Here is a 22,562-nt window from a genome sequence, read left to right on the forward strand (position 1 = left end):
CGTGTCCCGCGGAGGCCGCCGTCAGGTATGCCGCCTGGCGGTGGCTGCCTGCTGTCCACGGACAAGAGCCGCACTGTCACAGCAGGTCAGAACGGATCTCCTGCTGGAGTACTTGGGGGAACGGCCGCCAACGCCGGGCGGGCATCCGGTTGCGACCCGGGCTGGACAGGCGGTGGGATCCCTTCACGTTCGCGCGCAAGAAGTGGTGGCCCATCAACGGCGCCAACGTCTCCGCCGGCGCCGCCTACCAGGCAGCAGTACATGCGAGGTCGCTGCGCCGCGCGAGCGGCTGATCTCGTCGGCGGAGGCTTGGTACAGTCCCCGGCCGGGACGGCGATCATCGATCTATCGCGGAGGCTGCGGTGCGTGGAGTCAGAGTCGGTATTCCACTTCTCGTGTTGCTGGGTTCGGTGGCGCTCGCGGCGTGCGGCAGTGCGGATGCGGATGCGGGCGCGGCGCAGGCCGGAACAACGCCATCTCTTGGTCCGGGAAAGTACGCGGGGGACGACCTGACGCGGCCCACGCTTCCCGCGGCTCGTGGGCCCGTGCTGCACGTGGAAAACACGTACACATACACGGTGCAGGTGCTCGACGCCATGACGACGCTGTCCATGCCGTCCGACCCGCCGCCGCCGGCCGGCACGACGGCGCTGGTGCTGCTGCTGCGGGTGGAGGCCGATCCGCCGGAACGCCGGATCACCGCACCGATCCAGCACCTGAGCATCGACTACCCCAGCCGCAGGCAGGACCTGAACCAGTACATCGGGACCGTGTTCGACGGCCGCGAGCCCTATCTCACCGAGGACCAGGTGCTGTTCGGGGGTGACGGGGCAGAGGGTGTCGACGTCCTGGAAGCGAACACGGTGTACTACACCTGGGCCTGGCAGTTGGTCTCCGAGAAGGCCGATCTCGAGGGTGCGTCCCTATGCGATGTCAGTATCGCGGGCAAGGAGAACTGCATCCCCGTCGGAACGATCCGAGCCGACTGAGCGGAAGCGGACACCGACCTTTTCTCAGCCGGCCGCTCGCCGTACCAGATCGGTGATCTTCCGCTCGGTGCCGGCGGCCAATGCGGTGATCGCGAAGTAGGCGTGGGGCGTTGTTTCCGGCTTGACGCATTCCGTTATGGGAATATGATGGCTGTCATGGCACGAGCAGCGACGACGTCGGACGCGTTCAACGCGATCGCCGAGCCGCAGCGCCGGGACATCCTGGCGCTGCTGCGGGCGGGGGAGTGGCCGGTCACCGACCTGGCCCAGGAGCTGGGGATGAGCCAGCCGCGGGCGTCGAAGCACCTGCGAGTGCTCCGGGAGGTGGGGCTGGTGCGCGTCCGTGAGGTGGGCAAGCAGCGCCTCTACGGCCTGGATGCCCGCGGGTTGCAGCCGATCCACGAGTGGGTGGGCGGATTCGAACGGTTCTGGGCCGGCGGTTTCGACCGGCTGGAAACGTACGTGCAGGAGCTCAAGCAGACACGGCAGGAGGACTGACCGATGGCGGTAGAAGAGCGGGAGATCGTGATCTCCCGGGTCATCGACGCCCCACGGGAGCTGGTGTTCGAGGCGTTCACCGAGGTCCGTCACCTGTCGCGGTGGTGGGGGCCGGAGGGTTTCAGCACCACCACGCGGTCCTTCGAGTTCCGCGAGGGCGAGGTGTGGGATTTCGTGATGCACGGGCCGGACGGGACCGACTACTCCGAATGGATCACCTGGACCGAGATCGTCCCGCCCGAGCGGATCGCGCTGCTGCACGGGGAGTTCCACGACGATCCGAACGCGTTCGAGTCGGTCCTGACGTTCACACCGGACGGCGTGGCGACCCGGATCGAGATGCGCACGGTGTTCCCCACGAAACAGCTGCGCGACGAGGCGGTCGAGAAATACCACGCTGTCGAGGGTGGCCGGCAGACCCTGGGCAACCTGTCGGCGTACGTCATCGAGGTCTTGCTGAAGGAAGGGGCGAGCTGATGGCCGGAAAGGTGTTCTTCAGCGTGTCGATGTCGCTGGACGGCTTCGTCGCGCCCGAGCCGCCGTCCGTCGCCGATTTCCTCACGCCCGGGAAGCAGGACGATCCGGACGTGCGGCGCTGGATGAAGCAGTGGGGGGAGTTGCAGCAGTGGATGTTCCCGCTGCGGTTCTTCCGGGAGAGCCTCAAGATGGGCGAGGGCGGCGAGGAGGGGCGCGACAACGAGATCGCGCGGGAGACGTACGAGCGGATCGGCGCGAACGTCATGGGAAAGCGCATGTTCGACCTCGGCGAGCAGTCATGGCCGGAGGAGGCGCCCTTCCACACGCCGGTCTTCGTCGTGACGCACACCGAGCGGGAGCCGTGGGAGCGGCCCGGCGGGACTACCTTCCACTTCGTCAACGACGGCATCAAGTCCGCGCTCGACCAGGCCCGCGAGGCCGCCGGTGATCGTGACGTCCGCATCTCGGGCGGCGGGACGACGATCCTGGAGTACGTGAACGCCGGCCTGGTCGACGAGTTCACGATCGCGCTGGCACCCGTGCTCCTGGGATCGGGCACCCGGCTGTTCGACGGCGTGGACGCCTCCCGGATCAGGCTGGAGCCGGTCCGCTCCGAGCCGTCACCGCGGGTGACGCACCTGACCTACGCCGTGCGTCCTCGCTGACCGGACAGGCCCAGCCGTTCGACGACGTCGATCACCTCGGCGCGGTCGGCGCCGGACAGTCCGCGGATCGGGCGGGGCAGGGCCGGCGCCGTCACCAGTCCCAGGTGCTCGGCGACCACCGCGATCACCCGCAGGCTGCCGCGATGCCGGGCGAACAGGTCCCACAACGGTTGCAGCCGCGCCGACTCGGCCAACGCGGTGGCGGTGTCACCGGCCCGCACCGCACGGGTGATCGTCAGCGCCGGCCCGGGCAGGGTGCCGCCGATGACGCTGTACCAGGCGTCGCAGCCGGCGATCAGCCCGGCGGCGCCGTACGCGTCACCGGACACTCCGAGCGTGACGTGCGCGGGCAGCAGCCCGCGCAGCCGGGCGACGTGGGCGTTCGCCGCGGCCGGGTCGGCGGGGACTCCCGGGATCTTGATCGACGCCACGTTCGGCAGCGCGGCGACGGCCTGGTAGAGCTGGTCGGTGAAGGTGAAGTGGGTGGTTCCCGGATTGTCGTAGACGGTCAGCGGCACGGACAGTTCCCGGGTGACGTCCTCGTACAGGCCGTAGACGTCGTCGGCGGTCAGCGGCTGATAGGACACCGGCGCGAGCAGCACCGCCGACACGCCGGCCTTCTGCGCATCCTCGGCAAGATCGAGAACATCACGGGTACGGGTCGCGCCGATGCTCACCATCACCGGGATCCCGGCGGCGTGCTCCACCGCGAGACGCGCCAGCCGGGCACGTTCCCGCGGGCGCAGATAGGCGTACGACCCGGTCGAACCGAGCGGTGAGATCGAGTCGACCCCGGCCGCGACGAGCCGGTCGATCAGGCCGGTGAAGGCCCGCTCGTCAACGGTGCCGTCCCCGGCGAACGGGGTGAGAGGAAAGGCGCTGAGCACGTCGCCACCCTACTGTTGGGCTCATTCCCCCAGCAGGCCGGTGAGAACCCGCGACACCGTGTCCTCGAAACGTGGTGCGGGCGTCGCCGGGCCGCCGGCCAGCGCCGCCGCCAGGTGGGGGTGCCGTCCCGCCGCGATCGCGTGGGCCAGGTAGGCGCCCTGCCTCTGCGGGGCGCCGGAGCTCGCGTTGAGCTCGTGCAAGGTGAGGGCGGCGGTGAGCGTGGTCATCACGGCGAACGCCTCCAGCTTGCGGCCCGCGCCCGCCGGGTGCGCGGCGAGGATCGCCAGCACGTGTTCCAGCAGTTCGGTGGAGTGCGGGCCGAGCGTGGAGCGGGCGAGCAGCAGTTCCGGCAGCCAACTGTGCCGCAACATCACCGCGCGGCCCTGCCGGTACACCTCCAGCAGTGCCGGCAGCCAGGGGCCGCCCGGTTCGGGCAGTTGGTACTCGGTGGCCATCTCGTCGGTCATCAGATCGAGCAGGTCGTCCCGGCTGTCGACATAGCGGTAGAGCGACGCCGGGCCGGTGCCCAGTTCGGCGGCGACGCGGCGCATCGACACGGCGGCCAGGCCCTCCCGGTCGGCCAGGGCGATCGCCGCGGCGGTCACCTCCGCGCGGGATCGTTCGGCGGGCCGGCCCACTCCCGTACGCCGCTCCCGAAGCCACACCGGCACCGTCTCCATGCCACCCCTCTCCCGTTGTGCCCACCCTATCGTTCCGAGTACAGTGTTCGCGAACGCTGTTCCCGAATGAGTGAGGCAACGATGACCAGGACCCCGTACACCGCGCGCAACGGCGACGTACGCCTCGCGGTCGACGACCTCGGCGGCGCCGGCGGCGAGCCGCTGCTGCTGCTCATGGGACTCGGCGTCTCCCGCCTCTGGTGGCCCGACGGCATGGTCGCCGCGCTGATCGACGCCGGATTCAGCGTCGTCTCGTTCGACGGCCGCGACGCCGGCGGCTCCACCCGCTTCGACGACGCTCCGGCCGGCAACCCGGTCACCGCCCTGCTGCGCCGCCGCCCGCCCGCCTACACCGCCGAGGACATGGCCGACGACACGGTCGCCGTCCTCGACGCGCTCGGCTGGCAGCGCGCCCACCTGTTCGGCGTCTCCCAGGGCGGCCTGGTCGCCCAGCGCACCGCACTACGCCACCCCGGCCGGGTGCACACCCTGACCTCGTACGCCGCCGTACCCAGCGACGTTCGCGGCGCCGCCGTCCTCCGCTACGTGCGCCTGCCGTTCCTGGCGCGCCTGACCCGGATGCGCCACCCCGCCGGCCGCGACGGAGACGTGGCCGCGGGCCTGGACCTGTTACGGGCGGTCGCCTCGCCCGGCTATCCGTTCGACGAGCAGGACGCCCGCCTGCGCGTCGAACGCGAACTCGACGCCGGGCTGCCCAGCGGCGTCCGCGACAGCCGCGCCCAGGCCCGGCAGACCAGCGCCACCTGGCGCGGCCCGCGCCTGCGCGACCTCCGCGTCCCCACCCTCGTGTTGCACGGCGAGCAGGACCCGCTGATCCGCCCCGCCGCCGGCCGCCGCATCGCCGCATCGGTGCCGAATGCCCGCTACGTCGAACTGCCCGGCACCGGCCACGACCTCCCCCGGGAGATCTGGCCCACCGTGGCCCGCGAGATCCGAGCCCACGCCGACGAGACCGCCCAGATTTGAAAGACCCATCCGGGGTACGCGCGCCGAGGCGCTGATGAGAGTGCTCCGGCGGTAACACCTGATCAGTAGTCGGTCGCCTCGCAGTCCTGTTCGGCGACGAGCTTGATCAGGCTGGCCGGGGCGGTGCGGGCAGGCGTCGCAACGGCGTGGAACGGATGCGTGAGGGCGCACGTCACCACGCAGTTGCCGGGCCGGATCTCCCATGCGACGACCGTCAGCCCGCCGCCGACGACCTCGATCGTATTGATCAGGACTTGATAGCCGCCGCTCGGGCGCGTCCCGAGCGCGGCGACCACGCACATCTCGGTCTGCCAGTCCACTGCCGCCGCCGGGGGCCCGAACGACGAACCAGAGGATGATTTCGCCCAGTGCCGGGCCCACTCGTCCGCGTCGCGGACGACATGCAGGCCTTCCGAGAGGTCCTGCCTCGGCCGCACGAGGCTGCCGATGTCCCGGAACGGAAGCAGGCCCTCGACCATTCGGTCACTGTAACCGCGTTCGCGACAGTCCGAACAGTACGTCGCGTCGTCGGCCCTACGCCGTGGGCGCGCCGCGGCGGGCGAAGACGGTGTCGAACAGCGCCCATCCGTCGAGTTCGACCGGATCCGGCCGGTCCGGCCGCCACCCACCGTCCAGCGCCTCGTCCAGCAACGCCCGCACCGTACCGGGCTCGTGAAGGTTCAACCACCGGCCGGCGCCGCCCATCACCGCGCCGCTTTCCACCATCCCGTCCGGGACGAGGCGACCAGGGCCGGCGCGGAAGACGATCTCGAGCCGTCCCCGTGACCGGTGGCGGCGGATCACGACGATCTCACGGCAATGCGCGTACTTCGACGGGTCGTCGACCTCCTCGTGCTGGTGCCCGATGTTCCACAGGAACCGGTCTTCACCGACGGTCAGGAACCGCACCCCGCGTCGACGTGGCATCCCGCGACCCTACGGGACCAGCTGAGTTCTTGATACGGGTGAGCGGGAAGCGGCACTCTCGACACCGAAACCGTCATGTAACCCCCGCATGGTCGATCGTGGCCAATATGGTCCACCGTCTCACCGCAAATTATGCAGAGAATGAAATCGCCACGGACGGCTGGACAGATTTGCCCGCCCCGATTCCCGGTGCAGGCTCTTGACCAGTCCAAAGTCCAGGCCCGTGGGCGTCGGGGCCGCGAAATTCATCCGCTCCGGACGAAGTGAGGCGGGGGGATCGGCCGCCATCGTTCAGGTGTGGTTCGCCTCTGAGCGCGCGCCCCCACGGGCGCCGGGTGAATCGAGAGGCAACGGTAGTCGAAACGCAAGGTTAACGAACGTCAATAGTCATTCATGCGATGTCCACCCAGCATTGCGGGGAGAGCCATGGCAGAGGTCAGAGAAGCGTCGTCGAAGCCCGAGGCCGCCGCCAGCCTGGGGCTCCCGCAGGCCACGGCGCTCATTCTGGGCAGCATCATCGGGGTCGGCATCTTCAACCTGCCGTACTCCCTGGCATCCATCGGTCCGATCAGTATCGTCGCGATGGTCCTGACCACGCTGGGCGCGGTCGCGCTGGCGCTGATGTTCGCGTCGCTGTCGCGGCGGCTGCCCGCCGACGGCGGCCCGTACGCGTACGCCCGCGCCGGCTTCGGCAACGGCACGGGTTTCATGAACGCGTGGTCGTACTGGATCACGGCATGGGCCGGCAACGCGGCGATCGTCACGGGATGGGTCTTCTACGTCGAGAAGTTCGTCAACACGGGTCATGCGGCCGGCTGGTCGATCGTCATCGCCCTCGTCGGCCTGTGGATTCCGGCGGCCGTGAACCTCAGCGGCGTCAAGAACACCGGGGTCGTCCAACTGTGGACGTCGATCATCAAGTACGTGCCGCTGGCGCTGATGTCGACCGTCGGCCTGTTCGCCATCAGTTCCGGCAACTTCTCACCGTGGAACGTCAGCGGCGAGTCCGATCTGAGCGCGATCGGCAGCGCGATGGCGATCTGCCTCTTCAGCTATCTCGGGGTGGAGGCGGCCGCGGTCGCCGCGGCGAAGGTTCGCGACCCCGAACGCAACATTCCCAAGGCCACCCTGCTGGGCACATTGGGCTCCTCGGTGGTCTACCTGCTCTCGATGATCGCCGTGTTCGGCACGGTGCCCACCACGGAACTCGCCAAGGACGAGAACAAGGCGTCGTACTCGGTGGCGGCCGACGCGATGGTCGGCGGCGGCACCTGGGCGGGCTCGCTGGTGGCCATCGCCGTGATCGTCTCCGGCATCGGCGCTCTCAACGGCTGGATCATGATCTGCGCCGAGATGCCGCTCGCGGCCGCGAAGGACGGCCTGTTCCCGGAGGTGTTCGGCCGGCTCTCGAACCGTGGGGTCCCGGCGGTCAGCATCATCGCCTCGACCGTGCTGGGCAGCGTCGCCATGGCGGTGAGCTTCATGGGCACCAGCGGCGCCACCGTCTTCAACACCCTGGTGCTGATGACCGGCATCACCGCCGCGATCCCGTACGCGTTCTCCGCGCTCGCCCAGTTGAAGTGGCGGCTGCGTGACCGCCGGGAACTGCACACGCCCCGCTTCGCCCGCGATGCGACGGTGGCGGTCCTCGCCCTGGTCTTCTCGGTCCTGTTCATCGTGTGCTCCCGCAACACCGGTGCGGACAAATGGTACGAGGTGTGGAGCCCGTTCCTGATGGCGGGCGCGGCCATGCTCATCGGCATACCCGTCTACCTGCGCATGCGTACCCGGATGACCGAACCGCCGCCGGTCCCGCCCTACCACTGACCCGGAAGGATCCCCATGCGCATCGTGATCGCCATCGGCGGCAACGCGCTGCTGCAACGCGGCCAGAAGCCCGACGCCGCGATCCAGCAGGAGAATGCCCGCCGAGCCGTCGAAGCCCTGGCCCCGCTGGCCGCCCGCCACGAGCTGGTCATCACCCACGGCAACGGCCCGCAGGTGGGCATGCTCGCCCTGGAGAGCGCGAACGACCCCGAGCTGGAACGGCCCTATCCGCTGGACGTCCTCGGCGCGCAGACCCAGGGAATGATCGGCTACTGGCTGCTCCAGGGTCTGCAGAACGCCCTGCCCGGGCGGCAGGTCGCGGCGATCGTCAACCAGACCCTGGTGTCCGCCGCCGACCCGGCGTTCGCGTCGCCGACCAAGTTCGTCGGGCAGGTGTACGACGAGGCGACGGCGCGTCGGCTGGCAGCCGTTCGGGGCTGGGACGTGAAACCGGACGGGCCGCACTGGCGCCGGGTCGTCCCGTCACCGGCGCCCGAGCGGATCGTCGAGACCCGCATCATCCGCCAGCTGCTGTCCGCCGGCACGGTGGTGGTCTGCGCCGGCGGGGGAGGCGTACCGGTGGTCCGCAACGAGGCGGGCCGGCTGGAGGGTGTCGAGGCGGTCGTCGACAAGGATCTGGCCACCGCGGTCCTGGCCGAGTCGCTCGAGGCGGATGCGCTGCTGCTGCTCACCGACGTGCCCGCGGTGTACTGCGGCTTCGGCACCAGCCAGGCCGAGGTCGTGTCCCGGGCCACCCCGGCCGCGCTGCGCCGCGAGGAGTTCCCGGCCGGCTCGATGGGGCCGAAGGTCGAGGCCGTCTGCCGGTTCGTGGAGCTGACCGGTGACCTGGCCGCCATCGGGGCGCTCGACGAGGCCGAGCAGATCCTCGCCGGCAAGGCCGGCACGGTCGTGACCCCCGGCGGCGACTACGGCGGCCCGCACGATCTCAAACCTCAGTCCGTCCCCACCAACGCTCTCTAAAGAGGTGATCGGAATGCCTTTCGGGGTTCACTCAGAGGTCGGCAAGCTACGCAAGGTCATGGTGCACCGGCCCGGTCTCGAGCACACCCGCCTGACCCCGTCGAACGCCGAGGAACTGCTCTTCGACGACGTGCTGTGGGTCGAGCGGGCCGAGGCCGAGCACGACGCGTTCTGCGAGGTGATGCGCGGCCGCGGCGTCGAGGTGTTCGAGGTGGAGACCCTGCTCACCGAGGCGCTCGCCGACCCGGCCGCCAAGCAGTGGGTCGGCGAGCACATCCTCAACGAACGCGAAGTGGGGATCACCGCCGCCGACCGGGCCCGCGAGTGGGTCGGCGGCGCCGAGCCGGCACAGGTCGCGGACTTCCTGATCGGCGGGATCACCAAGGCCGACGTGGCCAACCCGCTCGGGCTCATGTGGGAGTCGGCGTCGGCCACGACGATGCTGCTGCCGCCGCTGCCCAACTTCCTGTTCCAGCGTGACCCGTCCTGCTGGATCTACGACGGCGTCACGCTCAACCCGATGACGAAACCGGCCCGCAAACCGGAAACCATGATCATGGAGACGGTCTACCGGTTCCATCCGATGTTCACCGCCGAGAAGTTCCCGATCTGGCTCGGCGGCGCCGACGAGGACTGGGGCCGCGCGAACGTCGAAGGCGGCGACGTCCAGCCGATCGGCAACGGCGCGGTGATGATCGGCATGGGTGAGCGCACCACCCCGCAGGCCGTGCTGTGGATCGCGCGCTCGCTGTTCCGGGCCAACTCGGCGCGGGTCGTACTGGCCGTGCTGCTGCCGAAGTCACGTAGCTACATGCATCTCGACACGGTGATCACCATGTGCGACCGGGACGTGGTCACCGCGTTCCCGCAGGTCGTCGATGGCGCCCGGATCTGGGCCATCCGCCCGGGCGACGACGCCGACGACCTCGTCGTCGAAGAAGCAGACGGTTCGCTGCCCCAGGTCATGGCGCGGGTTCTCGGGATCGGTGAGATGCGGGTCATCGAGACCGGCGGCGACAGCTTCGGCGCTGAACGCGAACAGTGGGACGACGGCAACAACGTGGTCGCCCTCGAACCCGGTGTCGTCGTCGGGTACGAGCGCAACACCAGCACCAACGCCGCACTGCGCAAGGCCGGCATCGAGGTGCTGCCGATCGCCGGCTTCGAGCTCGGCCGCGGCCGCGGCGGCTCCCACTGCATGACCTGTCCCATCCAGCGCGACCCCGCGTTCTGATCGGAGACCTTCCATGGCGTTCAACCTCAGAAACCGCCACTTCCTCAAAGAGATCGACTTCAGCCCACAGGAGCTGCGGCACCTGTTGCGGCTCGCCGAGGCGCTGAAACTGGCCAAGTACGCCGGCACCGAGGTCAAGCACCTCGAGGGCAAGGAGATCGCCCTGATCTTCGAGAAGACCTCCACCCGTACGCGGTCGGCGTTCGAGGTCTCGGCCTTCGACCAGGGTGCGCACGTCACCTACCTCGACCCGTCCGGGTCGCAGCTGGGTCACAAGGAGTCGATCGCCGACACCGCCGCCGTCCTCGGCCGCATGTACGACGCCATCGAGTTCCGCGGCAGCGCCCAGACCGACGTCGAGGAACTGGCCGCGCACGCCGGTGTGCCGGTCTACAACGGGCTGACCAACGAGTGGCACCCCACCCAGATGCTGGCCGACTTCCTGACCATGCACGAGGCGAGCAACAAACCCTACGACGGCCTGACGTACGCCTACCTCGGCGACTGCCGCTTCAACATGGGCCGCTCACTGCTGATCATGGGGGCGCTGATGGGCAGCGACGTCCGGCTCGCCGGGCCCGCCGACCTGCACCCGCCGAAGGACGTCGTCCAGCTCGCCCAGGAGATCGCCGGGCGTACCGGTGCCCGGATCACCATCACCGACAACCCGGACGAGGCGGTCGCCGGCGTCGACTTCGTCCACACCGACGTCTGGGTGTCGATGGGCGAGGCCAAGAGCGTGTGGACCGACCGGGTCCGGCAGCTCACGCCGTACCAGGTGAACAGCGACCTGCTGGCGAGGACCGGGAACCCGCTCGTCAAGTTCATGCACTGCCTGCCGGCCTTCCACGACAGCAACACCGTGGTCGGCGCCGAGATCATGGAACACACCGGCATGACCTCCGGCCTCGAGGTCACCGGCGAGGTCTTCAACTCACCGGCCAGCATCGTCTTCGATCAGGCCGAGAACCGTCTGCACACCATCAAAGCGGTTCTGGTCGCGACTCTGGGCTGACCGCCGGGTACCGGTTCGGCTGCGGCCGGGCCGGTACCCGGACATCGGGGACGCCGTACCGTGCGTTCAGGACCTGCATCGCGGCGCCCGCCGCGATCGTGTCGGTGCCGAGGCCGGCCAGGGTGACCTCGACGGACAGCCAGTCGGCGCGGGGGACCTGGGTGCGGACCGCGTGCTCGACGGCCCCGCGGTAGATCTCGCCGTGTTCGAGCAGGTCGGCTCCGGCGAGGACGATGTGCCCCAGATCGAGGGTCTGCAACAGGTTGACCACGCCGACACCGAGGACGGCCGCGGCCGCCGCGGGATCGCCGGCCCGATCGTGGACGGCCTCCAGGCAGCCGCGGCGGCCGCACACGCACGGCGGCCCGTCGAGCTGGACGACGGTGTGCCCGAACTCCCCGGCGTTGGTGTGCGCGCCACGGTGGGCGGCGCCGCCGAGCCAGAGCCCGGCGCCGACGCCGCTCTCGACCATGATCAGGGCGGCGTCGCGGAACCCGGCGCCGTGGCGCCACGCTTCGGCGGTCACCGCGGCGGTGACGTCCTTGTCGACGTGGACCGGCAGCCCGAGCCGTTCGGTGGCGAGGTCAGCCAGCGGGATGTCGTGCCAGTGGCGGAGCCGGTGCGCGTCGCGGACGGTGCCGGTGGCCTGGTCGAGCGGCCCGATCATGCCGATGCCGACCCCGGCCAGGTGCCGGGGCGCGCCTCCGGGCCCTGGGGCGGCGAGCAGTCCGGTGACCCCGGCGGACAGTTCGCTCAGCAGCTGCTCCGGGGTGAAGTCGGGTGGCAGGGCGGTCGTGACGCCGGCCCGGACGGTGCCGGCCAGGTCGGTCAGGGCCAGGCGCAGGGCGCGGCGGGTGACGTGTGCGCCGATCGCCCACCGGCTGTCGGGCACGAGCCGGTAGATGGCGGCCGGTTTGCCCATCGCGGCCCGGCGCACCCCGGCCGGTGCGATCAGGCCCTCCTCCAGCAGCCGGGCGAGGACCTTGGAGACGGCCTGTGGGGTCAGGCCGGTGACCTCGGCGACCGTGCCGCGCTCGATGGTCGGCCGGGTGCGGGCCAGCGTGAGGACCAGGGCCTCGTGGTAGTCGCGGAGGAAGGCGAGGTGCACGGGCTCACACTACAACTAACGCAACAGCGTTGCTAAAGTCCGGGTCATGACCGACATACGCAACAGCGTTGCAGAACTCGACGCTGTGGCTCCCCACCCCGGCGCCGACCGCCGCTGGCCGGCCCTGCTCGCCCTCGCCTTCGGCGCCGTCGCCATCGGCCTCACCGAGTTCGTCCCCGCGGGCCTGCTGCCCCAGATCGCCCAGGACCTGCTCGGCGCCGAGTACACCCGATCCCCGTCCGACGCCGTCGCGCACGCCGGCTGGATGGTCACCGCGTACGCCCTCGGGGTCGTCGTCGGCGCGCCCCTGATCGCCGCCGCGACCGCCCGCGTGCCGCGCCGCCGGCTGGTCCTCGCCCTGCTCGTGCTTTTCGTGGCCGGCACCGTCGCGTCCGCGCTCGCCCCCGGATTCACCCTCGTCCTGGTCGCCCGGTTCGTGGCCGGGCTGCCGCACGGCGCCTATTTCGGCGCCGCCGGCCTGCTGGCCGCCAAACTGATGGGCCCCGGCAACGAGGGCCGCGGCTTCGCCGCCGTGCTCAGCGGCCTGACCATCGCCAACGTCGTCGGCGTGCCGGCCGTCACCTGGCTCGGCCAGCAGTCCGGCTGGCGGATCGCCTACCTGGTCATCGCCGGTGTCTTCGCCCTCGCGCTGCTGGCCGTGGCCGCCACCGTGCCGGACGCGCCCGCCGCCGACGGTTCCCCCGCCGCCGAACTGCGCTCGCTGCGCCACCCGCTGGTCTGGCTGACCGCCGCCACCGCCGCCATCGGTTTCGCCGGCTTCTTCGCCATCAACAGCTACATCGCCCCGGTCACCACCGAGGTCACCGGCCTGTCCACCGGCACCGTGCCGTGGGTGCTGGTCGCCATGGGCCTGGGCATGACCGTCGGCAACGCGCTCGGCGGCTGGTACGCCGACCGCGACCTGCACCGCGCCACCCTGCTCGGCTTCACCGCGATGATCGCCACCGCGGTGCTCTTCGCCCTGACCGCCGGCACCACGGCCGGCCTGTTCACCGGCGCCTTCCTGATCGGCGCGACCAGCCTCTTCCTCGGTCCCGCCCTGCAGTCCCGGCTGATCACGGTCGCCCCCGGGGCGCAGCTGATGGGCGCTGCGGTCAACCAGTCCGCCATGAACATCGCCAACAGCCTCGGCGCGGCCCTCGGCGGCGCGGTCATCGCCGCCGGCCTCGGCTACCGCGCCCCCGCCTGGGCCGGCGTCGCCCTCGGTCTGGCTGGCCTCGCCCTGGCCGCCACCGGGTTCGCGCTCGACCGACGGCGGGCCGTTTGAAAGATTCTCCGGCGATGGTGTCGTATCAAGGGGCCGCCGTTCGTGGAACCGGTGTGCGGCGTCCGCCGGACCGGTATCAGAGGGAGACGACCATGCCGGAGTACCTGATCACCTTCAACGACGAGTGGGTGCCCCACCACACCGAGGAGCAGATCCGCGCGAAGTCCGAGGCGGTCCGCCCGGTGATCGACGAGATGCTGGCCGAGGGCGTGCTGATCTTCAGTAACGGCGGCCTCGACCGGTCCACCGCGGTGTGCAGCGTCGAGGCCGTCGACGGCGAGGCCGTCTTCACCGACGGCCCGTTCGTCGAGACCAAGGAGCACCTCGGCGGGTTCGCCGCGGTGGAGGTGCCCGACGACGCGACGGCGCGGTACTGGGCCGGCCGGCTCGCGACCGCGCTCGAGTGGCCCCAGGAGGTGCACCGGTTCCGCGGTCCCGGAGCCGACCGCGCCGGCCGCCTCGGGAACAAATGAGCGCTGGCACCACCGAGCAGGCGATCACCCGCGCCCACCGTCAGGAGTGGGCGCGGCTGGTCGCCGGCCTCGCCCGCCGTTTCGGTGATCTCGACATCGCCGAGGAGGCGACGGCCGAGGCGTTCGCGGCCGCCGCACAGCGGTGGCCGCGCGAAGGCGTACCGCCGAATCCCGGCGGGTGGCTCGCCACCACCGCATCCCGCAAGGCGATCGACTGGCTGCGGCGCGAGGCCCAGCGCGACGCCAAACACCAGGCGGCCCTCATCGTGTACGACGACAGCGCACCCGAACCCACCGGCCCCGTCGAGGACGACCGGCTCCGGCTCGTCTTCACCTGTTGTCATCCGGCGCTCGCCATGGACGCCCGGGTGGCGCTCACCCTGCGCCTGCTCGGCGGCCTCACCGTCGCCGAGATCGCCCGCGCCTTCCTGGTACGGGAGACCGCTATGGCGCAACGCATCACCCGTGCCAAGACGAAGATCAGGGCGGCCGGCATTCCGTACCGGGTGCCGTCGGCCGGTGACATCCGCGAGCGGCTCGCCGGCGTGCTCGCGGTCGTCTACCTGATCTTCAACGAGGGCTATCTCGCCGGTGAGGGTGACGATCCGGTCCGCGCCGACCTCACCGACGAGGCGATCCGTCTCGGCCGCCTGCTGCGTGACCTGTTGCCCGGCGACGGCGAGGTGGCCGGGCTGCTCGCGCTGATGCTGTTCACCGACGCCCGGCGGCGGGCTCGCGTGTCCGGCAGCGGGGAACTGGTGATCCTCGCCGAACAGGACCGCGGGCTCTGGGACCGCCACCTCATCGCCGAGGGCGCCGCGCTGGTCCGGGAGCGGATCGCGGCGGTGGCGGCCGGCGGCCCACCGGCCGGGCGCTACCAGCTCCTGGCCGCGATCAACGCCGTCCACACCGAGGCCCCGTCGGCCCGGGAGACCCGCTGGCCGACGATCATCGCCCTGTACGACCGGATGGCACGGCTCGACCCGTCCCCGATCGTGCGGCTGAACCGGGCGGTCGCGGTCGCCGAGGTCGACGGCCCGGCCGCCGGGCTCGCCGAGATCGACCGGCTCGCCGACGTCCTCGACGGCTATCACGCCTTCCACGCCGCCCGCGCCGACCTGCTGCGACGTCTCGATGACGGTGCCGCGGCGGCCGCCTACGACCGGGCCGTCGCCCGCACCGACAACGCCGCCGAACGGGCGTACCTCATCCGCCGCCGCGACCAGCTCCGGCGCCCGGACGATCGCGAAGCGCCTTGATTCGGCGTCCTTCGGGGCAGAACGGACGCGGACCGGGATAGCGTTGGTCCTCAGGGTTACGTTCCTGCCCGGCCCGAAAGGGTGCTCGCGGAGGGGCTTCCGATGACCTCGACGAAGAAGGCGCCGAAGCTGGCCGATCTGCTCGCCTGGCTTGAGCGGTTGCGCGGCCGGGGACAGGTCGTCCATGACGACAAGCAACGCTGTTGGCATGTGCTGGGTCACCCGGAAACCAGCGCCGTGCTCTCCGACCCCGGCGCCTTCTCCTCGGATCTGAGCGAACTGGTGCCGCGGCAGGAGGACTTCGCGCTCTTCGAGCAGGGCAACTTCGTCCGGATGGATCCGCCCCGGCACCGAAAGCTGCGCGGCCTGGTCAACCAGGCGTTCACGCCACGGGTCGTGGCCCTGCTGGAACCCCGGATCGCGCGGGTCACGAACGAATTGCTCGACGGCGCGGGCGGCGAGACCCGGGTGGACATCATCGAGCGGTTGGCCTACCCCCTGCCGGTGATCGTCATCGCGGAACTGCTCGGCATTCCGGCATCGGACCGGCCGATCTTCCACCGATGGGCCGACGACCTGTTCAACCAGCAGAACATCGATCCCGAACAGTCGCTCCTCGCCACCGCCACGGAGTCGATGGACACGGCCGTACCGACCATCCGGGAGATGAACACCTACCTGCTGCAACGCATCCGGGCGCGGCGCGCCGACCTCGCCGATGACCTGATGAGCAAACTGATTCTGGCCGAGGTCGACGGGGAGCACCTCGCCGACGAGGAGATCATCGGGTTCGTCGGCCTGCTGCTGCTCGCCGGGCACATCACCACGACAGCGACGCTCGGCAACGCGATTCTCTGCTTCGAGGAGAACCCCGAGGCCGCGGCGGCGGTACGCGACGACCCGGGACTGCTACCCGACACCATCGAGGAAGTGCTGCGATACCGTACGCCGTTTCCTCGCCTGGCCCGCCTGACCACCCGTGGCGTCGGGATCGGCGAGGTGGACGTTCCGGCCGGTGCCGTCGTCATGCCGTGGCTCGCGGCCGCCAACCGTGACGAACGGGTGTTCACCGAACCCGACCGGTTCGATGTCCACCGCACCCGCAATCCGCACCTCGCCTTCGGGCACGGCATCCACTTCTGCATCGGAGCGCCCCTGGCGAGGCTGGAGGCCCGGGTCGCTCTGGGCATCATGTTCCAGCGGTACGCGGACATCTCGGTCGCGGCCGACGAGCCGGTCGACGAGGTGAACCCGTGGCTGATGACCAGCGTGAACCGGCTGCCGCTGGACCTGCGACCGAACTGACAGCGCAGATCCGTGTGCCATTCGGTAATACCCTAGGGGGGTACCGGTATCATCGTGGGGAGGCGGCGGCGCCCTGTCCGCCGGAATTCGCCAACGACGAGGAGACCGTGATGGCCGCCAAGACCTACACCGTGACCGGCATGACCTGCTCGCACTGCGTCAACTCGGTGACCGAGGAGGTCGGCAGGATCCCCGGCGTCACCGGTGTCCAGGTCGACCTGACCTCCGGCGCGGTCACCGTCACCAGCGCCCAGCCCGTCGACGACACCGCGGTGGCCGCGGCCGTCGACGAGGCCGGTTACGAACGGGCGAGGTAGCCGTAGACGCCGACTGCCCGCACCCTGTGGTGGGTGCGGGCAGTGTCGTCATCAGGCCAGGCGCCGGACGACGTAGTTCGAGCTCCAGATCTTCTGCTTGCTGACCGGCTTGCCGGTCCGCGGCGCCGACCACATCATGCCGTTGCCCGCGTAGATGGCGGCGTGGATGCCGTACGAGCCCCTGCGGATGATGATGAGGTCACCGGGACGGGCGTCGGCCTTGCTGACCTTCTTGCCGTACTTCTGCTGCAGGTTCGCCTTGTGCGGCAGCTTCTTGCCCACCGTCTTCTTGTAGACGTAGAGGGTGAAGCCCGAGCAGTCGAATCGCTTCGGCCCGACGGCGCCGAACAGGTAGAGCTTGCCCTTGTGCGAGGCCGCCTCGGTCACGACCCGGGCGCCGATCGGCTGCGCCGCGGTCACGACCTTGGTGCTGGCAGTGGCGCCGGCCGCGGCCTCGACGGTGACGGTGCGGCTCACCGCCACGTTCGTCCGGACGGTGGCGACACTCGGCGCCTGTGGGGCGGCGGAGGCGGCGTGCGGTGTGCCGAGTCCTCCAGCGAGAAGACCGAGACCCACGGACAGGGCGATGGTGCCGGTTCCCAGGGTGCGGAAGTGCCGGCTCGAAGTACGTACGTGCACGGTGAAGGAATCCCTCCGGCACGCCTGCGAGGTTAGCTGTCGGGTTCGGGCGCGAAGGAATGCCCGGCCGCACGGTGGCGGCTTCACCCCAAGATCCGTCACCTGGCGGTGCCGGATCGATATGTGGTTCCCCCGTCCCTGCCCCCGATTGCCTCATGCTCGCCAAGTGGCTCGTGTCGCCGGACCGGGGCAGGGCTCGGCGTGGTCCGTGCTGACACGACCGGCGAGCAGGTGCCCGCCGCCCTTCCTTGATATCCCAGGTCCAGGGGCTGCCAACCCGCCGCGACATCCACGGGTGCCGATCGATCTGGCGAGTAGCGTCCCGGTTGCGGGACGGGTGCGAAGTTTTCCGACACGCTGTGTTCATGGGTGGTGACGGCGCGGTGATGATCTTGTGTGAAACTGATCACGATAAATCCGGATCGTCATCTCCGCGGCTACGCCGGCAGTCATCCGCTCCGTCGAGGGCGAGCCGACTCACCGGCCCGCCGGGCATGGCCGAGCGGCCGAATGCCGCAACCACCGGGCCGGGGCGTCAACAGCCGGGCGTTCACCGCACTCGCCTCCTCCGCCTCCGCATCAAGATCCCTCCGGCCGGTTGCGCTCGCACCCCCGGTGACCTCGGCCCGACGCCGGGCATCCGCGGTTCCAGGCCCTCAAGACCGATTTCGTACGGACGGAGCACCCGCCAACCGCAAGACGACCGCGAACGCCACCGGGACCCGGGCTCGATCGCGGCAACCATTCGGAAACCGGCAAACACCGATTCTGTGATCGTCGCGCCCGGCGCCTCGTCGAAGTGACTGGTGAGCCCGCAGACAGCGGGTGGAACATTCCGAAAGGGTCTGCTCTTGCGCCAGCTTCTTCGCCGCTTCGCCGTGACCGCTCTCCTCACCCCGGTCGCCGCGATCGGTGCCACCACGATGATCGCGAGTTCGGCCGAGGCTGCGCCGGCGAAGCCTGGCCCGACGCAGCCCGACTACGGGCAGTACGGCTCCTGGTACGGCTCGGGCAACTACGACTCGGGCCGGTACGGCTCCGGGAACTACGACTCCGGCCGCTACGGCTCCTGGAACCCCGGTCCGGTCAAGCGCAGCCCGTCGTGGCCGGCTCCGACCAAGCCGGCCCCGACCAAGCCGGCCCCGAGCCAGCCCGCCCCGAGCCAGCCCGCGCCGACGACGCCCGCCCCGGGCAACACCACGCCGGCCAAGTCGTCCGAGCAGGCCCTCCAGGACGAGATCAACCGCCTGATCAACGTCGAGCGTGGCAAGAACGGCTGCTCCGCCCTGACGGTCAACGCGCAGCTCACCCAGGCCGCCCGTGACCACAGCGCCTGGATGGCCCAGACTGGCACGTTCTCGCACACCGGCAGCGGCGGGTCCAGCTTCGTCGACCGCGCCAAGGCGGCCGGCTACGCCCAGCCGTCGGCCGAGAACATCGCCTACGGCTACCGCACCGCCTCCGAGGTGGTCAACGGCTGGATGAACAGCTCCGGCCACCGCGCCAACATCGTCAACTGCAAGTCCAAGACGGTCGGTGTCGGCGTGGTCCTCAAGGCCGACGGCACCCCGTACTACACCCAGGACTTCGGTTACTGACGCCTGACGCCTGATGCCCCAGCCGCCCCGTGCGGCTGGGGCATCTCGCTTCAGCCCTCGGTGACGGATCAGTTCGGTAGGATGATCCACTATGGAACATCGTCGCCTCGGTCGTAGCGGCCTCTACGTCAGCGAGATCACGTACGGCAACTGGTTGACCCACGGTGAGCTGGTCGCGCGGGACACCGCGCTCGCCTGCATCCAGGCCGCGCTGGACGCCGGTGTCACCACCTTCGACACCGCCGACGTGTACGCCCAGGGCGCGGCCGAACAGGTGCTCGGCGACGCGCTGCGCACCGTCCGCCGGTCCTCGGTCGAGATCGCCACGAAGGTCTGCCTGCCCACCGGCGACGGCCCCAACGACCGCGGCCTGTCCCGCAAGCACATCATCGAGTCCTGCCACGCCTCGCTGCGGCGGCTCGGCACCGACTACGTCGACCTCTACCAGGCGCACCGCTTCGACGAGCGCACCCCGATCGAGGAGTCCCTGATCGCCTTCGACGATCTGGTACGCCAGGGCAAGGTGCTCTACCTCGGCGTCTCGGAATGGACCGCCCCACAGATCGAGGCCGCCCTGCGGATCGCCGCCGACCTCGGGCTGCGCAGCCGGATCGTCGCCAACCAGCCGCAGTACAACATGCTGTGGCGCGTGATCGAACCGCAGGTGCTGCCGCTGTGCGAGCGTGAAGGCATCGGACAGGTGGTCTTCCAGCCGCTGGCCCAGGGCGTGCTCACCGGCAAGTACCAGCCCGGCCGTCCGCTGCCGGAGAACTCCCGCGCCACCAGCGGCGGGCGTGCGCCCCAGTTCATCAGCCGGGTGCTCGGCCCGGTGTTGCTCGACCGCGTGCAGCGGCTGCGCCCGCTCGCCGACGAGGCCGGCCTCACGATGGCCCAGCTCGCCGTCGCCTGGACCCTGCAACCCGGCAGCGTCAGCTCGGCGATCATCGGCGCCTCCCGGCCCGAGCAGGTCACCGAGAACGCCGTCGCCGCCGGGGTGCGGCTGCCCACCGATCTACTGTCGAAGATCGACGAGGTGCTGGGCGACCTGATCGACCGCGACCCCACCAAGACCGCCCAGATGATGTCCGTCAAGCCCGACTGGAATCGCCCGAAGCCCTGATCACCGCAGCCGTCCGGTAAACCACATCCGCCCAGGTCATGAGAGGCCGTGACGCCGGCCGTCGGTAGGATCCAGCGACAGTTCGAGAACTGGAGCGTTGATGACCTACCCGCCGCCGCCCGGACAGCCACCCTATCCGCCGTCGCCCGGTGAACCGCTCCCGCCGCCCGTCGACCCGTATGAGACGCCGCAGCACACCGCGCCGCTCTACGAACAGCCGAACTACGGTCAGCCCACCTATGCGCAGCCGGGCTACAGCCACCCCGGCTACGGCCGGCCCGGCATGCCGGCTGTCCCGTCTCAGCCGCGGGGACAGTCGCGAACGGTCGTGATCACCCTGTTGTCGGTGGCGATCGCGCTCGTCGTACTCGTCGGTGGTGGAATCGTCTTTTATCTGGTCGGTGAGACGTTCTCCCAGAACGGGAACGGTGGAACCGCGCAGGACAAGAAGGCGAGCCCCAGCCCGAGCGAAACGGCGAAGGCCGACATCAGCATCCGTGAGCCGAACACGCTGAACGGTCATTCCAAGATCGAGGCCGAGGAACTGTCCTCGCTCACCATGGACCTGGCGAAGGAACTGGACGGCTACCCGGGCGCCGCGAACGCGTTCGGTGCCTTCTACGGGTCCCTGGCCGACAAGAAGATGATCGCCGTCATCGCGGCCGAGGTCGACATCGACGATCCGCAGCGCATGCTCGACACCATGTTCCAGTCGTTCAGTGGCGAGAACCAGCTGACCCAGGTCTCCGCTGCCAGTACCGGCTCACTCGGCGGGGTGGCGCAGTGCGGCAACAGCGTCGTCGGCCAGGAGGACGTGGCCATCTGCGGGTGGGCCGACGAAGGTAGCGTCGGCATGTTTCTGCACTTCTACGAGACCGCGGTGGACGTGAAGGGCGACTTCCCCGACATGCGCGCGGAGATCGAGACCAAGAGCTGAACCCTTGGTATCGGCGGCGTGGCAACGCGGCTCGTACAGATCAATATGAAGGCGCACGACGGTGCCGGTGGCCGTGCCGTCGCGGCGATCGGCGAGTGGCGCTCCGCTACCGTGCTGCCGTGATGTTCATTGCCGCGTACGACCCGGATTGGCGACACCAGGGAGCGGCTCTGGCCGGCGAGTTGCAGGCCGCGTTGGCGCCGTCGGCGCTGCGGGTCGATCACATCGGCAGCACCTCGATCCCCGGGATGGCGGCCAAGCCGGTGTTCGACGTACAGGTCAGTGTCGTTGATCTCGACGATGCCGCGGCCGCGTTCGATGGACCGTTGGCCGCGCTCGGATTCTGTCGGCGACCGTACGAGCAGGATCATGTGCCGGCCGGTCGTGCGGATCCACCGCACCTGTGGGCCAAGCGGTACTGGAACCGGCGTGTACCCGGTGAGCAGCAGGTCAACCTGCATTGCCGGGTCGCCGGAGCCCCGAACGAGCGGCTCGCCCTGCTGTTCCGGGACTGGTTCCGGGCGCATCCGCACGCGGTGCCGGCGTATGCGCGGTTCAAGGGTGTTCTGGCCGAGGCGGTCGGTGATCGGGAGGTCTACACGCATGTCAAGGACCCGGTGGTCGACCTCGTTGTGACCGTCGCGGAGGAGTGGGCGGCCGCCACCGGTTGGTCTCCTTCGGTACCGACACCGGCATGAGTCTCGACTCGATACGTGCGGACGTCGCCGTACTCGACGCGCACCTCGACCACGAACGATCTCCAGAGTGCCGTGGCGGTAACCGCGCTGGCTAGATTCGGTGGTATGCGCACGATCATGAGCGGCCGGCTTCTGCTGCGTCCCTGGCAAGACGGCGACGCCGGCTTCCTCCTGGATCTGGAGTCGCGCTGGGAGGTCGTGCGTTTTCTCGGCGCGCATCCGGCGATCATGCGAACGAGGCAGGACGCGCTCGCCTCGATCGGACGGCGACGTGCCATCGACCACCCCGTGCACGGCATCTGGTTGATCACCACGGCGGACGGGGTGCCGGTCGGAAACCTTCTGCTCAAGCCGATCCCGCTGTCGGCGGGGGAATCCGCCGGCGGGCCGGGCGAGGTCGAGATCGGCTGGCACCTGCACCCGGACTCCTGGGGACACGGCTATGCCACCGAGGCGGCGGAGGCTGTCCTCAACGATGCGTTCGGTCGCGGGCTGGCGAGGGTCGTCGCCGTGACGGATCCGGGCAACCATGCCTCCCAGGCCGTCTGCCGACGGCTCGGCATGACCGCTCTGGGGCGGACAGCGAAGTATTACGACGCCGTTCACGAACTCTTCGAGCACCGCGGCTGAGCTCACGTGTCGGCAAGGGCCT

The 22,562-nt window shown here is 70.0% G+C and carries 25 protein-coding genes and 1 riboswitch; of the genes, 19 read left to right on the forward strand and 6 right to left on the reverse strand.

The window, feature by feature from the left end; all coding sequences use genetic code 11:
- The first annotated feature begins 395 nt into the window (after window positions 1-395).
- From BJ964_RS29460 to BJ964_RS29475, 4 genes are all read left to right on the forward strand, one after another.
- Entirely contained in the window at window positions 396-989 is a 594-nt protein-coding gene (locus BJ964_RS29460; RefSeq protein WP_188123722.1) for a hypothetical protein, read from the forward strand.
- 156 nt (window positions 990-1,145) lie between these two features.
- The gene (locus tag BJ964_RS29465; RefSeq protein WP_188123723.1) at window positions 1,146-1,487 is read left to right on the forward strand and encodes an ArsR/SmtB family transcription factor; all 342 of its coding nucleotides are present in this window, start codon (window positions 1,146-1,148) and stop codon (window positions 1,485-1,487) included.
- A 3-nt stretch (window positions 1,488-1,490) separates the two neighbouring features.
- Window positions 1,491-1,964, forward strand: a complete 474-nt coding sequence (locus BJ964_RS29470; protein WP_188123724.1) for an SRPBCC family protein — start codon at window positions 1,491-1,493, stop codon at window positions 1,962-1,964.
- A complete protein-coding gene (locus BJ964_RS29475; RefSeq protein WP_188123725.1) occupies window positions 1,964-2,629 on the forward strand; it encodes a dihydrofolate reductase family protein in 666 nt (221 codons plus the stop codon). Before BJ964_RS29470 ends, BJ964_RS29475 begins: the two co-directional genes overlap by 1 nt.
- Here BJ964_RS29475 and BJ964_RS29480 read toward each other — a convergent pair.
- Both BJ964_RS29480 and BJ964_RS29485 read right to left on the reverse strand, forming a co-directional pair.
- Window positions 2,608-3,516: a dihydrodipicolinate synthase family protein gene (locus BJ964_RS29480; RefSeq protein ID WP_188123726.1), complete on the reverse strand. Its 909-nt coding sequence runs from the start codon at window positions 3,514-3,516 to the stop codon at window positions 2,608-2,610. The genes BJ964_RS29475 and BJ964_RS29480 overlap by 22 nt on opposite strands.
- A 21-nt stretch (window positions 3,517-3,537) precedes the next feature.
- On the reverse strand, window positions 3,538-4,197 hold the full coding sequence (locus tag BJ964_RS29485) for a TetR/AcrR family transcriptional regulator (protein ID WP_188123727.1): 660 nt from the start codon (window positions 4,195-4,197) through the stop codon (window positions 3,538-3,540).
- 81 nt (window positions 4,198-4,278) lie between these two features.
- On the opposite strand from BJ964_RS29485, the gene BJ964_RS29490 reads away from it, so the two are divergent.
- Window positions 4,279-5,184 (forward strand): alpha/beta fold hydrolase, encoded by a 906-nt coding sequence (locus BJ964_RS29490; RefSeq protein WP_188123728.1) that lies wholly within the window; start codon window positions 4,279-4,281, stop codon window positions 5,182-5,184.
- Window positions 5,185-5,246: 62 nt separating this feature from the next.
- Here the strand turns inward: BJ964_RS29490 and BJ964_RS29495 are convergent, their stop codons facing one another.
- On the reverse strand, window positions 5,247-5,663 hold the full coding sequence (locus BJ964_RS29495) for a protease complex subunit PrcB family protein (protein ID WP_188123729.1): 417 nt from the start codon (window positions 5,661-5,663) through the stop codon (window positions 5,247-5,249).
- Between the two features lie 55 nt (window positions 5,664-5,718).
- Window positions 5,719-6,111: a hypothetical protein gene (locus BJ964_RS29500; protein WP_188123730.1), complete on the reverse strand. Its 393-nt coding sequence runs from the start codon at window positions 6,109-6,111 to the stop codon at window positions 5,719-5,721.
- A gap of 426 nt (window positions 6,112-6,537) precedes the next feature.
- Between BJ964_RS29500 and BJ964_RS29505 the strand changes: the two genes are divergently transcribed.
- From BJ964_RS29505 to argF, 4 genes are read left to right on the forward strand one after another with little or no spacing between them, the layout of a single operon-like run.
- Window positions 6,538-7,938 (forward strand): APC family permease, encoded by a 1,401-nt coding sequence (locus tag BJ964_RS29505; RefSeq protein WP_188123731.1) that lies wholly within the window; start codon window positions 6,538-6,540, stop codon window positions 7,936-7,938.
- A 15-nt stretch (window positions 7,939-7,953) separates the two neighbouring features.
- On the forward strand, window positions 7,954-8,919 hold the full coding sequence (locus BJ964_RS29510; RefSeq protein WP_188123732.1) for a carbamate kinase: 966 nt from the start codon (window positions 7,954-7,956) through the stop codon (window positions 8,917-8,919).
- A 13-nt stretch (window positions 8,920-8,932) separates the two neighbouring features.
- A complete protein-coding gene (locus BJ964_RS29515) occupies window positions 8,933-10,153 on the forward strand; it encodes an arginine deiminase (RefSeq protein ID WP_188123733.1) in 1,221 nt (406 codons plus the stop codon).
- Window positions 10,154-10,166: 13 nt separating this feature from the next.
- Window positions 10,167-11,168 (forward strand): ornithine carbamoyltransferase, encoded by a 1,002-nt coding sequence (argF, locus tag BJ964_RS29520; protein WP_188123734.1) that lies wholly within the window; start codon window positions 10,167-10,169, stop codon window positions 11,166-11,168.
- On the opposite strand, the gene BJ964_RS29525 is transcribed toward argF, so the two are convergent.
- On the reverse strand, window positions 11,137-12,276 hold the full coding sequence (locus BJ964_RS29525; protein WP_188123735.1) for an ROK family transcriptional regulator: 1,140 nt from the start codon (window positions 12,274-12,276) through the stop codon (window positions 11,137-11,139). The genes argF and BJ964_RS29525 overlap by 32 nt on opposite strands.
- 46 nt (window positions 12,277-12,322) lie before the next feature.
- On the opposite strand from BJ964_RS29525, the gene BJ964_RS29530 reads away from it, so the two are divergent.
- The 5 genes from BJ964_RS29530 (at window position 12,323) to BJ964_RS29550 (ending at window position 16,918) form a co-directional block, all read left to right on the forward strand.
- Window positions 12,323-13,564 (forward strand): MFS transporter, encoded by a 1,242-nt coding sequence (locus BJ964_RS29530; RefSeq protein WP_188123736.1) that lies wholly within the window; start codon window positions 12,323-12,325, stop codon window positions 13,562-13,564.
- Between the two features lie 92 nt (window positions 13,565-13,656).
- Window positions 13,657-14,037: a YciI family protein gene (locus BJ964_RS29535; RefSeq protein ID WP_188123737.1), complete on the forward strand. Its 381-nt coding sequence runs from the start codon at window positions 13,657-13,659 to the stop codon at window positions 14,035-14,037.
- Window positions 14,034-15,296, forward strand: coding sequence for an RNA polymerase sigma factor (locus BJ964_RS29540; protein WP_188123738.1), 1,263 nt, complete (start codon window positions 14,034-14,036; stop codon window positions 15,294-15,296). The genes BJ964_RS29535 and BJ964_RS29540 overlap by 4 nt, the downstream gene beginning before the upstream one ends.
- 102 nt (window positions 15,297-15,398) lie before the next feature.
- Window positions 15,399-16,601 (forward strand): cytochrome P450, encoded by a 1,203-nt coding sequence (locus BJ964_RS29545; protein WP_188123739.1) that lies wholly within the window; start codon window positions 15,399-15,401, stop codon window positions 16,599-16,601.
- 110 nt (window positions 16,602-16,711) lie between these two features.
- A complete protein-coding gene (locus BJ964_RS29550) occupies window positions 16,712-16,918 on the forward strand; it encodes a heavy-metal-associated domain-containing protein (protein WP_188123740.1) in 207 nt (68 codons plus the stop codon).
- 51 nt (window positions 16,919-16,969) lie between these two features.
- Here the strand turns inward: BJ964_RS29550 and BJ964_RS29555 are convergent, their stop codons facing one another.
- Window positions 16,970-17,557 carry a C40 family peptidase gene (locus tag BJ964_RS29555; protein WP_188123741.1) on the reverse strand — a complete coding sequence of 196 codons (588 nt, stop codon included), beginning with the start codon at window positions 17,555-17,557 and terminating at the stop codon, window positions 16,970-16,972.
- A gap of 6 nt (window positions 17,558-17,563) precedes the next feature.
- A riboswitch (cyclic di-AMP (ydaO/yuaA leader) is annotated at window positions 17,564-17,732 on the reverse strand.
- 676 nt (window positions 17,733-18,408) lie between these two features.
- Between BJ964_RS29555 and BJ964_RS29560 the strand changes: the two genes are divergently transcribed.
- The 5 genes from BJ964_RS29560 to BJ964_RS29580 all read left to right on the forward strand — a co-directional run bounded on the left by BJ964_RS29560 (window position 18,409) and on the right by BJ964_RS29580 (window position 22,540).
- Window positions 18,409-19,155, forward strand: a complete 747-nt coding sequence (locus BJ964_RS29560; RefSeq protein ID WP_229806792.1) for a CAP domain-containing protein — start codon at window positions 18,409-18,411, stop codon at window positions 19,153-19,155.
- Between the two features lie 91 nt (window positions 19,156-19,246).
- On the forward strand, window positions 19,247-20,275 hold the full coding sequence (locus BJ964_RS29565) for an aldo/keto reductase family protein (RefSeq protein WP_188123742.1): 1,029 nt from the start codon (window positions 19,247-19,249) through the stop codon (window positions 20,273-20,275).
- 100 nt (window positions 20,276-20,375) lie between these two features.
- Complete coding sequence (locus tag BJ964_RS29570) at window positions 20,376-21,212, forward strand: hypothetical protein (RefSeq protein WP_188123743.1); 837 nt, start codon at window positions 20,376-20,378, stop codon at window positions 21,210-21,212.
- A 122-nt stretch (window positions 21,213-21,334) separates the two neighbouring features.
- Window positions 21,335-21,910 carry a GrpB family protein gene (locus tag BJ964_RS29575; RefSeq protein ID WP_229806801.1) on the forward strand — a complete coding sequence of 192 codons (576 nt, stop codon included), beginning with the start codon at window positions 21,335-21,337 and terminating at the stop codon, window positions 21,908-21,910.
- Window positions 21,911-22,015: 105 nt separating this feature from the next.
- Window positions 22,016-22,540 (forward strand): GNAT family N-acetyltransferase, encoded by a 525-nt coding sequence (locus BJ964_RS29580; protein WP_188123744.1) that lies wholly within the window; start codon window positions 22,016-22,018, stop codon window positions 22,538-22,540.
- The last annotated feature ends 22 nt before the right edge of the window (window positions 22,541-22,562 follow it).

Source organism: Actinoplanes lobatus (genome assembly GCF_014205215.1).
GTDB lineage: Bacteria > Actinomycetota > Actinomycetes > Mycobacteriales > Micromonosporaceae > Actinoplanes > Actinoplanes lobatus.